The organism is Streptomyces sp. NPDC107575 (assembly GCF_055657265.1).
The window spans coordinates 997087-1012133 of record NZ_JBVKBG010000002.1 but is presented as its reverse complement, the minus strand read 5'-3'; the positions used below and the strand labels follow the sequence as shown (position 1 = coordinate 1012133).

The following is a 15047-nucleotide window of genomic DNA, read 5'->3' as shown; positions in this document are numbered from 1 at the left end:
CCTTCGACTGCTGTGTGCCGCCGCTCACTTGAGCCTGCTCGAAGCGAGGATGGACACGAGGTGGAGCAGGGTCTGGAGGAGCGCGATGCCCGCCAGGACGGCCACGCCCAGGCGCGAGAAGAACAGGTCGCCCCGGATCTGGTCCACGACCGCGAGGACCAGGATCAGCAGCGTCGCCTCGATGCCCAGGATGAGCCGGTGGAACTTGAGCATCGCCGCGGCCCTGCGGGCCATGGCCATGCCGGAGGAGCGCATCTCGGACGCGGACTCCTTGACCTGCTCCTTGCCGCCGGCCGCGCGGGCCAGGCCCACGAGGTCCGTCTCGGCCTTGATCAGGATGGCGCCGAGCGCGGCGAGCGTGCCGAGGAAGGCCCACAGCCAGTCGATCCGGCCCGTGCCGAACAGGTCGGCGGCGCGCAGCCCGAAGCCGACGAGGACGGCGGCGTCGGTGAGGTACGCACCGACCCGGTCCATCCACACACCGGTCAGCGAGTACTGCTTGCGCCAGCGCGCGATCTCGCCGTCGACGCAGTCGAGCAGCAGGTACAGCTGCACCGCGACGACGCCGAGGACCGCGCCCCAGATGCCCGGCACCATCAGCGCCGGGGCCGCGAGGACACCGCAGACGGTCATCAGGTAGGTCAGCTGGTTGGGCGAGACCTTGGTGTTCACCAGGTGGCGGTCCACACGCAGCGAGACCTCGCGCATGTAGAGCCGGCCCATCCAGTGCTCACCGCTCCTGCGGTCCTTCACCCCGGCGGGGTGAACGACCGGGCGGAGTTCAGCTACCGATGGCTTTTGCATAGTCGGCGTAAGCGTCCCTGATCTGATCGGTGGAGAGGTCGAGGTGTTCGAGGATCGTGAAGCGACCCGGGCGGGTCTGCGGCGCGAACTCGACCACCTTCACGAACTCGTCCACGGTGAAGCCGATCTCCTCGGGCGTCACGGGCAGTCCGTGGCGGCGCAGCACCTCGACCATGTACGCGGACTGGTCGTGGGCACCGCGCAGGTGCATCGCGAACGCCGCGCCCAGGCCGCACTGCTCGCCGTGGCTGGCCGCGCGCTTGGGGTAGAGGAGGTCGAAGGCGTGGTTGATCTCGTGGCAGGCGCCGGAGGCGGGCCGCGAGTCGCCGGAGACCGACATGGCGATACCGGTGAGGACCAGGCCCTCCGCGAGCACCTGCAGGAAGTCGTCGTCGCCGACGCCGCCGGGGTGGCGCAGGACCGCCTCGCCCGCCTGGCGTGCCATGGCGGCGGCAAGCCCGTCGATGTCCTCGCCGCGCTCGCGGGCGCCCAGCTCCCAGTCCGCGACCGCGGAGATGTTGGAGAGGGCGTCGCCGATGCCGGAGCGCACGAAGCGCACCGGGGCCTCGCGGATGATGTCGAGGTCGATCACGACGCCGATCGGGTTCGGCACACCGTACGAGCCGCGGCCCGCGTCGTTGTCGAGGGTCGCCACCGGCGAGCACAGGCCGTCGTGCGACAGGTTCGTCGCGACGGCGACCAGCGGCACGCCCACACGGGACGCCGCGAACTTGGCGCAGTCGATGATCTTGCCGCCGCCGAGGCCGACGATCGCGTCGTAGCGGTTCGACTTCTTGACGTCGTCGGCGAGCTTGATCGCGTCGTCCAGCGTGCCGCCGCCGACCTCGAACCAGTCGGCGCGGGGCAGCGAGGGCTCCAGGCGGGCGCGCAGGGCGGCGCCCGAACCACCGCTGATCGCGATGGCCAGGCGCCCCGTGGACGACGAGATCCTCTGGTCGGCAAGGACCTTGGCCAGGTCGTCGAGCGCCCCCGGCCGAATGTCGACGACGACCGGCGAGGGAATGAGCCTCGTCAGTACTGGCACGCGATCTCCCGGCCCTTGGCGAGGTCGTCGTGGTTGTCGATCTCGACCCACGGAACGTCGCCGATCGGCGCGACGTCGATCTTGAAGCCGCGGTTCACGAGCTCCTGGTAGCCGTCCTCGTAGTACAGCTGCGGGTCGCGCTCGTACGTGGCCTTGAGGGCGTCGGCCAGCTGGTCGGCGGCCTCGCCCTCGATGAGGGTCACGCCGATGTACTCGCCGGTGGCCTCGGACGGGTCCATCAGCTTCGTGATCTTCTGGACGCCCTTGTCGGGGTCGACGACGACCTTCATCTCCTCGTCGCCCAGGTCCTTGACCGTGTCGAGCGCGAGGATGATCTTCTTGCCGTCGCCGCGGGCGGCCAGCAGCGTCTTCTCGACGGAGACCGGGTGCACGGTGTCGCCGTTGGCGAGGATGACCGTGTGCTTCATGGCGTCACGGCCGCACCACAGGGAGTAGGCGTTGTTCCACTTCTCGGCCACGTCGTTCTCGATGAGCGTGAGCTTCAGGCCGTACTTCGCCTCGAGCGCCGCCTGGCGCTCGTAGACGACCTCCTTGCGGTAGCCGACGATGATGCCGACCTCGGTGAGACCGATCTCCGCGAAGTTCTTCAGCGTGAGGTCGAGTACGGAGAGCTCGTTCTCGGTCCCCTCGCCCACGACGGGCACGAGCGCCTTGGGGAGCGTCTCGGTGTAGGGACGGAGCCGGCTGCCGGCGCCGGCGGCCAGGACGAGGCCGATCATGCGGGTTCTCCTTCATCGTGTACGGCGGGCTCTCCGCGGCGAGCGGAGAGGACCCAGAAGCGGATGCTCTCGACGAGCACCACGAGTGCCACGGCCACGGCGAACACCGTGAGCGCAGTGGCGAAATCTGTGGGGGTGAGCAGCGCGGCCAGGACCGTGACCACCAGGGTCCGGCCTTCGTGCCCGCCGATCGTCCGCACCAGCCAGTGCGGGGGCGCCCCGGCGTTGCCGCGAATGCGGTACACCGTGTCGTAGTGATGGTAGGCGACCGCCGCCACGAGGCCGAAAGCCGCGGGCAGGGCGCCCTGGACGTCCGCGCGGGCGGCGAGGACCAGGATCGTGAGGTACTCCCCGGCCCGGAATATCGGGGGCACCAGCCAGTCGAGCGCGCCCTTGAGGGGGCGGGCGACGGCGACGCCGGACGTGACGCAGTACACGGCCGCGGCCACGATCGGCCAGACGCTGCCGAAGTCCGTGAGCCCGCTCACGGCGACCACCGCGACGGCTCCGACGGCGGCGACCACGGGGGCGGCCTTCGCCTTGACGGCCTTGCCGATCAGCTCGGCGAGCGGGCCCGAGTCGGCGAGGTCGCGCAGCGCCTGGGCGGCGCGGTCGGTGCGCCGGGCCCTGCGGGTCAGCGAGCGCAGGACGCGGCCCGCGGTCGTGTAGCAGGCGGCCAGCGCGCAGCCGATGAGCAGCATGTAGAAGGTGATGCGCGGCGTGGTCAGCGCGGTGAACAGGGCGATCAGCGCCCAGCGTTCGCCGATCGGCAGCACGATCATGCGGCGGGCCCAGACGGTCCAGCCGACCGAGTCGAGCTTGCCGGACAGGGACGCGGTGGGGCTCGTGTTGGCCTCGGCGTCGTGGTTGGCCTCGTTGAACGAGAAGTCGATGACGTGCCGGCCGGTCTGCAGCACCATCGCGCCGAACGCGAGCGCCCATACGTCGTCGCCGCTCGCGTTGGCGGCGCCGAGCGCGAGGCCCGCGTAGTAGGCGTACTCCTTGGCCCGGTCGAACGTCGCGTCCAGCCAGGCGCCCATCGTCGAGTACTGCAGCGAGTAGCGGGCGAGCTGCCCGTCGGTGCAGTCCAGGACGAAGGAGGCGAGCAGCAGCACGCCCGCCGCGACGAAGCCGCCGCGGGTGCCGGTCGCCGCGCAGGCCGCCGCGATCAGCGCGACGAGCAGCGACGCGGAGGTGACCTGGTTCGGCGTCAGCCCCCGGCGCGCGCACCAGCGCGCGATGTAACGGGAGTACGGGCTGATGCAGTAGGTGGTGAAGAAGCCGTCGCGTGCCTTGACCGCGGTGCGCAGCCGGATCGCCTCGTCGTCGACGGAGGCGAGCGCCTGCCGGGCCTCGTTGCGGGCCTGCGGGTCGGCGGGCACCGCGGCGACGAGTTCACCGAGCTCGGGGCGGTGCACATCGGTGCCGTCCGCCTCCAGGCTCTTGGCCACGACGTCCGGGTCGACGCCGGTGCGCGCGACCGCGCGGGTCAGCGCCTGGCGGGCGGCGGGCTGCGCGGTGAGCGCGCCCGGGATCGCCGACGCGGGAAAGCGCGGATCGGTCAGGCCGAGGCGCAGGGCGTGGACATGGCCCACGAAGCCCGCGTCGACGACCGCGACCCGCTGCTCGCCGGGGACGGCCGCGAGCGCCGCTTCGGCGTCCGCGGGGTCCTGGGCGAGCCGCACGTCGAAGCCCAGCGCCCGCAGATCTCCCTCCAGGGACGACCCGGGAACCGGCTGACCGGTGACGATGGCGGTCGACAGACGAACTCACTCCTTGGGTGCCGACGCACCGAGGCGCCGGGCTCATGCATGGTGGAGCACCCGGCGCGGATACGCGGCCGGGCGGCATGTCGGCAGAGGCTATCGGATGGCGCTACCGGGCGTTCGCTGCCCGTTTACCGACCGATTGGCCCCTGTCTCATGCGGTCCGCGCGGGGCCGACCGCGCGCTCATCATTGACGATCAAGTACTCGGGCCACAAACCAGGGGCGGCCCGCATCCGTAACCGGGGGTAGCCGCCGTGGCAGCCGGGAGGAGAGCGGTTCGGTCATAGGGTGGTGCGCCATGACGTGGCTGATCACCGGCGGAGCCGGATACATCGGCGCCCATGTGGCGCGGGCTATGACGGAAGCGGGCGAGCGGGTCGTCGTCCTCGACAACGTGACCTCGGGGGTGCCCTCGCGGCTTCCCGAGGCGATCCCGCTGGTGCGCGGCTCGGCCCTGGACACCGAGCTTGTGGCCCGGGTGTGCGCGGAGCACGAGGTGACGGGCGTCGTCCATCTCGCCGCGCACAAGCAGGTCGGCGAGTCCGTGGAGAAGCCGGAGCTGTACTACCGGGACAACGTGGGCGGGCTCGCCGCGCTCCTGGAGACCGTCGCCAAGGCCGGAGTGCGCCGCTTCGTGTTCTCCTCCTCGGCGGCCGTCTACGGCAACCCGGATGTGGGCCTCATCACCGAGTCCACGGCCACCGCGCCCGTGAACCCGTACGGCGAGACGAAGCTCGCGGGCGAGTGGCTGGTGCGGGCGGCCGGGCACGCGCACGGCATGGCGACGGCCTGCCTGCGCTACTTCAACGTGGCGGGCGCCGCCGCTCCCGAGCTCGCGGACATCGGCGTCTACAACGTGATCCCGATGGTCTTCGACCGGCTCACCCGCGGCGAGGCCCCGCGGATCTTCGGCGACGACTACCCGACCCCGGACGGCACCTGCGTACGTGACTACATTCACGTCGCCGACCTCGCCGAGGCGCACCTGGCGGCGGCCCGCCGGCTGTCCGGTCCCGACGCGGGCGGCGACCTGACGCTCAACATCGGCACCGGGCAGGGCGCCTCCGTGCGCGAGCTGATCGACCTGATCGCGGAGGTGTCGGGCAACCGCACCCCCGCGCTCGTCGAGCCGCGCCGCCCCGGCGACGCCCCGCGCGCGGTCGGCTCCTCGGCGCTCGCCGAGAAGGAGCTGGGCTGGAGCGCGCGCCGCAGCGTGCGCGAGATGATCGAGTCGGCCTGGGCCGGCTGGTGTCTCCGGCACCCCGAGGCCGCCGGCAAGTGATCTCCGCGACGCCCTGACCTGCGTACTCACGCAATAACGTTTGCGCAGGTCAGGGCACATGACAACGGTGTTCACCGCCATGTTTGCGGATACCCCCTCCCCGTAGTTCACTGTGATCGTCGCCCCCGACCAGGGCAACGGATTCGACGTCTCGCAGCGATACGTCGACACATCGATACAGAGGGGGTTTCGATGGGCCTCGGTCACGATCACGACCACGGGCACAGCCACGGGCCGACGACCGGGACGGCCGCCGCCGCGCACCGCGGGCGGCTGCGGATCGCGCTGACGATCACGCTGACCGTGATGGTGGTGGAGATCGTCGGCGGCGTGGTCGCCGACTCGCTCGCCCTGATCGCCGACGCCGCCCACATGGCGACCGACGCGCTGGGCCTCGCGATGGCCCTGATCGCGATCCACTTCGCCAACCGGCCCGCGAGCGACCAGCGCACCTTCGGCTACGCCCGCGCGGAGATCCTCGCCGCGCTCGCCAACTGCCTGCTGCTGCTCGGCGTCGGCGGCTATGTGCTGTACGAGGCGATCGAGCGGTTCATCGAGCCGGCCGAGACGGCGGGCGGACAGACGATCGTCTTCGGCCTGATCGGCCTGGTCGCGAACATGATCTCGCTGTCCCTCCTGGTGAAGGGCCAGCAGGAGAGCCTGAACGTGCGCGGCGCCTTCCTGGAGGTGGCCGCCGACGCGCTCGGCTCCCTCGCGGTGCTGATCTCCGCCGCGATCATCCTGACCACGGGCTGGCAGCCCGCCGACCCGATCGCCTCGCTCGTGATCGGCCTCATGATCGTGCCGCGCACGGTGAAGCTGCTGCGCGAGACGCTGAACGTGCTGCTCGAATCGGCCCCCAAGGGCGTCGACATGGCGGAGGTCAGGGCGCACATACTGGCGCTGCCCGGCGTCGAGGACGTGCACGACCTGCACGCGTGGACGATCACCTCGGGGATGCCGGTGCTCTCGGCGCACGTGGTCGTCAGCACGGAGATGCTCGGCTCGATCGGCCACGAGAAGATGCTGCACGAGCTGCAGGGCTGCCTCGGCGACCACTTCGACGTGGAGCACTGCACGTTCCAGCTGGAGCCGACGGGGCACGCCGAGCACGAGGCCCGACTGTGCCACTGACCGTGCCGCTGGGTGATATCTTGGCCATGGATCTTTGAGGAGGTGGGTTGATGACTGTCGTCGCGGTGAGCGCTGCCGTGCGCAGCGACACGTCTGTCCCCACTACTCCTCGGGCCGTCCGCCACTGAGCGACGCCCTTCACTCAAAGGTTTCTACGTTGACCGACCACATCACCCACGCATGGCGTCCGCGCCCCGAGACCGGGGCCGACCGGGCGGCCGTGCACGCCGTCAACGCCGCCGCGTTCCCCACCGAGGCCGAGGCCGACCTCGTCGACGCCCTGCGCGCCGACACCGACGCCTGGCTCGACGGCCTGTCCTACGTGGCCGAGGCGCCGGACGGCACCGTCGCCGCGTACGCGCTCATCACCCGCTGCACGGTGGACGGCGCGCCCGCCGCGGCGCTCGCGCCCTGTGCGGTGCTGCCGCGGTACCAGAACACGGGGGCCGGTTCGGCCGTCGTACGCGCGGTGCTGGAGGCGGCACGCGCGCGTGGCGAGCGACTCGTGCTGGTGCTCGGGCATCCGGAGTACTACCCGAGGTTCGGCTTCACGCCCGCCTCCGGGTACGGCATCCGGCCCGGTTTCGACGTTCCGGACGAGGCGATGATGGCGCTCGTTCTGGATGAACACGACGATTCCGGGCAGCTCCCGCGGGGCACGATCACCTACCCGGCCGCATTCGGCGTCTGATCGGCGCCTACGGTTGTCCCGCCCGGCCGCGAGGCCGGGCGGGACTTGCGGGACGCCGACAGCACGGGGGCTGTCCGTTCCGTACGGCAGACTTGGTTCGAGGACCGAAACGAAGGATGGGTATGCCGATCACACCTGCCCCCACGACGAACAGCTCGTCGAACGGCACCGGAGAAGCGATCTTGCTGGAACTCGTCGACGAGGACGGCAGGACGATCGGCACGGCGGAGAAGCTCGCGGCGCACCAGCCGCCCGGGCAGCTGCACAGAGCGTTCTCGGTGTTCCTCTTCGACGAGCAGGGCCGGCTGCTGCTGCAGCAGCGGGCGCTCGGCAAGTACCACTCCCCCGGCGTGTGGTCGAACACCTGCTGCGGCCACCCGTACCCGGGCGAGGCCCCGTTCGCGGCGGCCGCGCGCCGCACCTTCGAGGAGCTCGGCGTCTCGCCGTCCCTGATGGCCGAGGCCGGCACGGTGCGCTACAACCACCCGGACCCGGAGTCGGGCCTGGTGGAGCAGGAGTTCAACCACCTCTTCGTGGGGCTCGTGCAGGCGACCCTGGACCCCGACCCGGAAGAGGTCGGGGAGACGGCGTTCGTGACGGCCGACGAGCTCGCCGAGCGGCACGCCAAGGACCCGTTCTCGGCGTGGTTCATGACGGTCCTCGACGCGGCGCGGCCCGCGGTCAGGGAGCTGACAGGCCAGTCGGCGGGCTGGTGACCGTCTCGGGCTTGAGGGGCAGGGCGGCCCAGATCACCTTGCCCCCGCTCGCGGTGTTGGCGACGTCGCAGACGCCGCCCGCCTCCGCGGTGATCTCGCGCACCAGCAGCAGGCCGCGGCCGCCGGTCTGACCGCTGGTGGCCTCCAGGGCCGTGGGCTTGTAGGGGTGTTCGTCCTCCACGGACACCCGCACCCACTCAGGACCGACGGCGACCTCCACGGCGAGCATCGGCGAGACGACGGCGGCGTGCTTCACCGCGTTCGTGACGAGTTCGGAGACGATCACGAGCAGCCCGTGCACCAGGTCGTCCGGGGCGGGCACGCCCTGCCGGGTGAGCAACTCGCGCACCGCGCGCCGGGCCTGCGGCACGGAGGCGTCCACCGCCTGCGTCGTGAACCGCCACACTCCCTCGTACGGGAGCGGCCCGTCCGCGGGACGATCAGGGGGCGGCGCGCCCCCATTGTCCTGAGGACGTGGGCGGGACCCCCACCCGTGGTCGCTCATTGTCAGGTCGCCGCCCTTGCGCTCGATTGTCACCACGCTTCGAGTGTTGGGAATCACCTGCTCCGGGCCGCGGGACTGACCAGAAGTCAGCGAGTATCGACGCGATTTGACCATTAGTGGTCGTGACGGCCAGAGAGTTGATCGCTCCCGACCCCGTTGTGCCCGACTTAAGCCTTCTTAAGCTTGTTCTACGAGCTGTCCGACACGCCGACCGCGCCATCGGCCGCGCCGCGCGCCCGGCTAGCATCCCGCCATGTCTTCCGTGTCCCCGCCGCAGCTCACGCACGCCGTCGCCGAGGGCGTCGCCACCGTCGTGATCGACCACCCGGCCAAGCGCAACGCCATGACCGACGCCATGTGGGCGTCCCTGCCGCCGCTCCTCGAACGGCTCACGGCCGACCCGGAGGTGCGGGTTCTGGTGCTCACCGGGGCCGGGGACACGTTCTGCGCCGGGGCCGACATATCGACACTGGGCGAGGGGGCCGCGCAGGGGCTCGCGGTCGCGGCGGAGGACGCGCTCGCCGCCTTCCCCAAGCCGACGCTCGCCGTGGTGCGCGGTTTCTGCGTGGGCGGCGGCAGCCAGTTGGCGGCGGCCTGCGATCTGCGCTTCGCCGCCGAGGGGGCGCGGTTCGGAGTGACCCCGGCGAAGCTCGGGATCGTCTACCCGGCCTCCTCCACGCGCCGGCTCGCCGCGCTGGTGGGCCCGGCAACCGCCAAGTACCTGCTGTTCTCGGGCGAGTTGATCGACGCCGAGCGGGCGCTGCGCACCGGGCTCGTGGACGAGGTGCTGCCCGAGACCGAACTCGCCGAGCGGGCCGCCGCGTTCACCCGCGTCCTCGCCGCCCGCTCGCAGCTGACGCAGGCCGCGGCGAAGGAGTTCGTCGCGGGCCGCACGGACCGGGAGGCGCACTGGGCCGAGCAGGCGGGCGCGGGCGGCGAGAGCGCGGAGGGCGTCGCGGCGTTCCTGGAGCGACGCGCTCCGCGGTTCGAGTGGTCGGTCGGGGCCTGAGCCTCAGCCGGCCTGGCGGAACATCGCCACCAGGTGTGCGGGGGCCTTGTCCGGGGATCCGGCGTCGTAGGGCGGCTGCGGGTCGTACTCGGTCATCAGCTGGATGGCCTGGGCGGTCTCTTCGCCCGCGATGCGGCCCGCGAGGGCGAGGCCCATGTCGATGCCGGAGGAGACGCCGGCCGCGGTGACGTACTTGCCGTCGAACACCACGCGCCGCCCGGTCGACCGCGAGCCCAGCCGCTCCAGCTCCTCCAGGGCCAGCCAGTGCGAGGTGGCCTCGCGCCCCTTGAGCAGGCCCGCGGCGGCGAGCGCGAGGGAGCCGGTGCACACGGACGTCGTCCAGGTGGTGGTGGCGTCGACGGCGCGCAGCCACTCCAGGAGCGGCGCGTTGCCCGTCTGGTCGCTCTGCTCGGGGCCGCCGGGCACGACCACCACGTCCGGGGAGCGCACCTCGTCGAAGGTCTTGTCGGCGACGAGCGCGAGCCGCCCCGAGTCGTCGCGCACCGGTCCCGTCCGCTCGGCCACGAAGACGACGTCGGTCTCCGGGATGCCGCCGAGGGTCTGGTAGGGGCCGATGGCGTCGAGGGCGGTGAACCGCTCGTAGAGGGCGATGGCGATCTGCATGTCATGCCTTTCTGACGGGTGGGCCGGGCGGTGTCCGGCCTTGGGGTGCGTGGAAGCGGCGGCGGTACTCGGCCGGTGCGGTGCCGAGGAGCTTGAGGAAGGCGCGGCGCATCGCCTCCGGGGTGCCGTAGCCGCTGGAGCGGGAGATCTCCTCGACCCCCGCCGTGGTGTCCTCCAGGAGGCGGCGGGCGTGCTCGACGCGGACGCGCTCGACGTAGCGGCCGGTCGTCATGCCCGTCTCCGTGCGGAAGGCGCGGGCGAAGTGGCGCGGGGAGAGCCGGGCGCGGGCCGCGAGCGTCTCGACGCACAGGTCCGCTCCGGGGTGCTCGGCGATCCAGCGCTGCACCTCGCCGAGCGGTTCCCTGCGGGCCGTCTGCGCGGCGAGCTGGGTGGAGAACTGGGCCTGGTTTCCCGGGCGCCGCAGGAACACGACCAGCGCCCGGGCGATCCGCAGCGCCACGTCCCTGCCGTGGTCCTCCTCGACGAGGGCGAGCGCGAGGTCGATGCCCGCGGTCACCCCCGCCGACGTCGCGACGCTGCCGTCGCGTACGAAGACGGGGTCGGGGTCCACGGCCACCTCGGGGTACTGGCGGGCGAGGGTGTCGCAGAACGCCCAGTGCGTCGTGGCCCGGCGGCCGTCCAGGAGCCCCGCGCGGGCCAGCAGGAACGCGCCGGTGCACACCGAGACGGTGCGCCGGGCGCCCGGGGCGTGCGCGCGCAGCCAGTCGGTCAGGCGGTGGTCAGGGGCGCGCGTGCCCTCGCCGCCGGGGACCAGGAGCGTGTCCGCGGCCGGTGCGACGGCGAGGGCGTGGTCCGGTGTCAGGGTCAGTCCGCTCGACGTGCGGACCGGGGCGCCGTCGAGCGAGGCGGTGCGCACGCGGTAGGCGTCGCCGGCGCCCGAGAAGACCTCGACGGGGCCCGTGACATCGAGGCTCTGCACGTCGTCGAAGAGGAGGACCAGGACGGTACGCGGCGGCATGCGGCCCATTCTTCGGCGCGCCCCCGGTGGCCGCAATGACGAGTTCCCCACCTTTCCTGCCATGGCCCGGCGCCCGGCACTGTCGCCCGTACCGACCGGTCGGTAACGTGGGCGCATGACTTCGGACCCCCGCCTGCGCGCCGCCCGCCACTGTCACAACGTGCTGAACCCCTTCCACTCGACGCACTACTTCTCGCCCGACCTCGGCAAGGAACTGGCCGCCATCGGCGTGACCGACTCCAGCGCCGCCTACCTCGCGGCGCGCTCCGCGCCCATGGGGGCCGTCGGCGCCGGAACGGTGACCGCCACCTTCTACAACTTCAACCACGAGCTGGTGGCCCGGCACGTGCCGGCCGTGTGGGAGACCGCCTCCCCGCAGGCGGTGCTCGCCGCACGCGCGCGTGCCGTCGACTCCACGCTGCGCCGCCTGCTCGGCGAGGAGGCGCTCGCCTCCGAAGAGATGGCCGAGGCCGCCGAACTCGCCCTGCGCGCCACCGAGGCCTGCACGCGCCACGCCCGCCCCCTGTACGCCGCCCACGCCGACCTCGACGTCCCCGAGGCCCCGCACCTGGCGTACTGGCACGCCACGACGCTGCTGCGCGAGCACCGCGGGGACGGGCACATCGCGGCGCTCATCGGCGCCGAACTCGACCCGGTCGAGGCCCTCGTCAGCCACGTCGCGACCGGCAAGGGCATGGCCCCCAAGTGGCTGCTCGCCACGCGCGGCTGGGACAGGGCCGAGTACGACGCGGCCGCCGAGCGGCTTCGCGCGCGTGGACTGCTCACCGCCGACGAGGAGTTGACGCTCACCGAGCAGGGCGTGGCGCTGCGCGCCGAGTTGGAGCACCGCACCGACGCGCTCGACCGCGCCCCCTACGAGCACCTCGGCGAGGCGGGTGTCGCCCGGCTGACCGAGCTCGCGACGAAGTTCGTCGGCGCGGCCCTCGGCAACGGCGCGTTCCCCGCCGATCTGATCGGCAAGGCCGCCTGACGTCTGAGCAGCGCGAAGCGAGGTACTCGTGTGTTCCGGCCGCCCGTTCGCGGCCGGAACACACGAGAGGAGAAAGCCGTATGTTCAGCGCAATCGCCGACATTCTCCGCCAGATCGCCGGTGCCATCGCCACCGTCGTGACCTTGCCGTTCCGTGCCCTGGCCCGGCTGTTCGGCGGCGCCTCCAGGTCCGGGCGCGCGCACCGCGTCTGACCTCCCTGATCCCCGAGTGTCGGTGCCACCTGCCACAATTGCGGCGCAACCTCAGTCGACATAGGCGGTACGGGATCGTGGCGACACCCACAGTTGGCACCACTGCTGGATCCGGGCTCGGATCCATCGAGAGCAGGATTGCCGAGGAACTAGGCGTACGGGAGCGGCAGGTGAAGGCCGCGGTCGAGCTGCTCGACGGCGGCTCGACCGTGCCCTTCATCGCCCGCTACCGCAAGGAGGCGACGGAGTCCCTCGACGATGCCCAGCTGCGCACCCTGGAAGAGCGCCTGCGGTATCTGCGCGAGCTGGAGGAGCGGCGCACCGCCGTCCTCGACTCGGTGCGCGAGCAGGGCAAGCTGACCTCGGACCTCGAGGCGCAGATCCGCGCCGCCGACACCAAGGCCCGCCTGGAGGACATCTACCTGCCCTTCAAGCCCAAGCGCCGCACCAAGGCGCAGATCGCCCGCGAGGCGGGGCTCGAGCCGCTGGCGGAGGGGCTGCTCGGCGACCCCTCGGTGGACCCGCAGGCCGCCGCGGCCGCGTTCGTGGACGCCGAGAAGGGCGTCGCCGACGCGCAGGCCGCGCTCGACGGGGCCCGCGCGATCCTCACCGAGCGCTTCTCCGAGGACGCCGACCTGATCGGCGAGCTGCGCGAGCGCATGTGGGGGCGCGGCCGGCTCGCGGCGAAGGTCAAGTCCGGCAAGGAGGAGGCGGGCGCCAAGTTCGCCGACTACTTCGACTTCGCGGAGCCCTTCACCGACCTGCCCTCGCACCGCGTCCTGGCGATGCTGCGCGGCGAGAAGGAGGACGTGCTCGAGCTCGTCCTGGAGCCGGAGGAGCCGGCCGCCGCGGAGGACCGCGACACCACCTCCTCGTACGAGCCGATCATCGCCGGCCGCTTCGGGGTCACCAACCAGGGCCGCCCGGGCGACAAGTGGCTGCAGGACACGGTCCGTTGGGCCTGGCGCACCCGCATCCTCGTGCACCTCGGCCTCGACCTGCGCACCCGGCTGCGCACGGCCGCCGAGGACGAGGCCGTCAAGGTCTTCGCGGCGAACCTGCGCGACCTGCTGCTCGCCGCCCCGGCGGGCACGCGCGCGACGCTGGGGCTCGACCCCGGCTTCCGTACGGGCGTCAAGGTCGCGGTCGTCGACGCCACGGGCAAGGTCGTCGCCACCGACGTCATCCACCCGCACGTCCCGGCCAACCGCTGGGACGAGGCCATCGCCAAGCTGGCCAAGCTCGCCAAGGAGCACGCGGTCGACCTGATCGCGATCGGCAACGGCACGGCGTCCCGCGAGACCGACAAGCTCGCCGGTGAACTCATCGGCAAGCACCCGGAGTTGAAGCTCACCAAGGTGATGGTGAGCGAGGCGGGCGCCTCGGTGTACTCGGCGTCGGCCTTCGCCTCGCAGGAGCTGCCCGACATGGACGTGTCGCTGCGCGGCGCCGTCTCCATCGCGCGCCGCCTGCAGGACCCGCTCGCCGAACTCGTCAAGATCGACCCGAAGTCGATCGGCGTCGGCCAGTACCAGCACGACCTGAGCGAAGTGAAGCTGTCGCGCTCGCTTGACGCCGTGGTCGAGGACTGCGTGAACGGCGTGGGCGTCGACGTGAACACCGCCTCCGCGCCGCTCCTCGCGCGCGTGTCCGGCATCGGCGCGGGCCTCGCGGAGAACATCGTGACGCACCGCGACTCCAACGGCCCGTTCACCAACCGCAAGGGCCTCAAGGACGTGGCGCGGCTCGGCCCGAAGGCGTACGAGCAGTGCGCGGGCTTCCTGCGCATCCGCGGCGGCGACGACCCGCTGGACGCGTCGTCCGTGCACCCGGAGGCGTACCCGGTGGTGCGCCGGATGGCGAAGTCGACGGGCGGCGAGGTCGCCTCCCTCGTCGGTGACGCGGGGGCACTGCGCTCGCTGAAGGCGGCGGACTACGTGGACGACACGTTCGGTCTGCCGACCGTCACCGACATCCTGAAGGAGCTGGAGAAGCCGGGGCGCGACCCGCGGCCCGCCTTCAAGACGGCCACCTTCAAGGAGGGCGTCGAGAAGATCGGCGACCTCGAGCCCGGGATGATCCTGGAGGGCGTCGTCACGAACGTGGCCGCCTTCGGGGCGTTCATCGACGTCGGCGTGCACCAGGACGGGCTCGCGCACGTCTCGGCGCTCTCCCGTACGTTCGTCAAGGACCCGCGCGACGTAGTCAAGCCCGGCGACATCGTCAAGGTGAAGGTCCTCGACGTCGACGTGCCGCGCAAGCGGATCTCGCTGACGCTGCGCCTCGACGACGAGAAGGCCTCCGGCGGCGGCAACGGCGGGCGTGGCGAGCGCGGTGCCCGTGGCGAGCGCGGGGAGCGCGGTGGCGACCGCAAGCCGCCGCGGCAGACCCGGCAGGGCGGCCGTGGTGGTTCCGGCGGCGCGGGCGGCTCCGGTGGCGGCAAGGGGGGCGGCAAGGGCCGTCCCGCGACGCCGCCGGCGAACTCGGCGATGGCGGATGCGCTGCGCAAGGCGGGGCTGGCGTAGGCCCCCGGGGCCGATGTCTGCG

Annotated in this window: 15 protein-coding genes; 8 read left to right on the top strand and 7 right to left on the bottom strand. The window is 72.1% G+C overall.

Annotated elements, in window-relative coordinates:
* Positions 1-24: 24 nt before the first annotated feature.
* From ACZ7L4_RS11120 to ACZ7L4_RS11105, 4 genes are read right to left on the bottom strand one after another with little or no spacing between them, the layout of a single operon-like run.
* Entirely contained in the window at positions 25-804 is a 780-nt protein-coding gene (locus ACZ7L4_RS11120) for a CDP-alcohol phosphatidyltransferase family protein (protein WP_472101437.1), read from the bottom strand.
* Entirely contained in the window at positions 782-1849 is a 1068-nt protein-coding gene (locus ACZ7L4_RS11115; protein WP_472101436.1) for an iron-containing alcohol dehydrogenase family protein, read from the bottom strand. Before ACZ7L4_RS11115 ends, ACZ7L4_RS11120 begins: the two co-directional genes overlap by 23 nt.
* The gene (locus ACZ7L4_RS11110; protein WP_450808416.1) at positions 1837-2589 is read right to left on the bottom strand and encodes a phosphocholine cytidylyltransferase family protein; all 753 of its coding nucleotides are present in this window, start codon (positions 2587-2589) and stop codon (positions 1837-1839) included. Before ACZ7L4_RS11110 ends, ACZ7L4_RS11115 begins: the two co-directional genes overlap by 13 nt.
* Positions 2586-4352: a DUF5941 domain-containing protein gene (locus tag ACZ7L4_RS11105; protein WP_472102007.1), complete on the bottom strand. Its 1767-nt coding sequence runs from the start codon at positions 4350-4352 to the stop codon at positions 2586-2588. Before ACZ7L4_RS11105 ends, ACZ7L4_RS11110 begins: the two co-directional genes overlap by 4 nt.
* A 303-nt stretch (positions 4353-4655) precedes the next feature.
* Here ACZ7L4_RS11105 and galE point away from each other — a divergent pair, with 303 nt between their 5' ends.
* From galE to idi, 4 genes are all read left to right on the top strand, one after another.
* Positions 4656-5639: a UDP-glucose 4-epimerase GalE gene (gene galE / locus ACZ7L4_RS11100; protein ID WP_472101435.1), complete on the top strand. Its 984-nt coding sequence runs from the start codon at positions 4656-4658 to the stop codon at positions 5637-5639.
* 192 nt (positions 5640-5831) lie between these two features.
* A complete protein-coding gene (locus tag ACZ7L4_RS11095; RefSeq protein ID WP_472101434.1) occupies positions 5832-6773 on the top strand; it encodes a cation diffusion facilitator family transporter in 942 nt (313 codons plus the stop codon).
* A 157-nt stretch (positions 6774-6930) separates the two neighbouring features.
* A complete protein-coding gene (locus ACZ7L4_RS11090) occupies positions 6931-7464 on the top strand; it encodes a GNAT family N-acetyltransferase (protein WP_472101433.1) in 534 nt (177 codons plus the stop codon).
* Positions 7465-7586: 122 nt separating this feature from the next.
* Complete coding sequence (idi, locus tag ACZ7L4_RS11085; RefSeq protein WP_472101432.1) at positions 7587-8180, top strand: isopentenyl-diphosphate Delta-isomerase; 594 nt, start codon at positions 7587-7589, stop codon at positions 8178-8180.
* Here the strand turns inward: idi and ACZ7L4_RS11080 are convergent.
* A complete protein-coding gene (locus ACZ7L4_RS11080; protein WP_472102005.1) occupies positions 8146-8685 on the bottom strand; it encodes an ATP-binding protein in 540 nt (179 codons plus the stop codon). The two genes, idi and ACZ7L4_RS11080, sit on opposite strands and share 35 nt — an antisense overlap.
* A gap of 253 nt (positions 8686-8938) precedes the next feature.
* On the opposite strand from ACZ7L4_RS11080, the gene ACZ7L4_RS11075 reads away from it, so the two are divergent.
* Positions 8939-9694 (top strand): enoyl-CoA hydratase/isomerase family protein, encoded by a 756-nt coding sequence (locus ACZ7L4_RS11075; RefSeq protein WP_472101431.1) that lies wholly within the window; start codon positions 8939-8941, stop codon positions 9692-9694.
* Between the two features lie 3 nt (positions 9695-9697).
* Here the strand turns inward: ACZ7L4_RS11075 and ACZ7L4_RS11070 are convergent, their stop codons facing one another.
* Complete coding sequence (locus ACZ7L4_RS11070) at positions 9698-10318, bottom strand: DJ-1/PfpI family protein (RefSeq protein ID WP_472101430.1); 621 nt, start codon at positions 10316-10318, stop codon at positions 9698-9700.
* 1 nt (position 10319) lies between these two features.
* Complete coding sequence (locus ACZ7L4_RS11065) at positions 10320-11297, bottom strand: GlxA family transcriptional regulator (protein WP_472101429.1); 978 nt, start codon at positions 11295-11297, stop codon at positions 10320-10322.
* Between the two features lie 115 nt (positions 11298-11412).
* On the opposite strand from ACZ7L4_RS11065, the gene ACZ7L4_RS11060 reads away from it, so the two are divergent.
* The 3 genes from ACZ7L4_RS11060 (at position 11413) to ACZ7L4_RS11050 (ending at position 15025) form a co-directional block, all read left to right on the top strand.
* A complete protein-coding gene (locus ACZ7L4_RS11060) occupies positions 11413-12288 on the top strand; it encodes an SCO6745 family protein (RefSeq protein ID WP_472101428.1) in 876 nt (291 codons plus the stop codon).
* 80 nt (positions 12289-12368) lie between these two features.
* Positions 12369-12500 carry an LPFR motif small protein gene (locus tag ACZ7L4_RS11055; protein WP_385768205.1) on the top strand — a complete coding sequence of 44 codons (132 nt, stop codon included), beginning with the start codon at positions 12369-12371 and terminating at the stop codon, positions 12498-12500.
* 77 nt (positions 12501-12577) lie between these two features.
* Positions 12578-15025 (top strand): Tex family protein, encoded by a 2448-nt coding sequence (locus ACZ7L4_RS11050; protein ID WP_472101427.1) that lies wholly within the window; start codon positions 12578-12580, stop codon positions 15023-15025.
* Positions 15026-15047 lie beyond the last annotated feature (22 nt).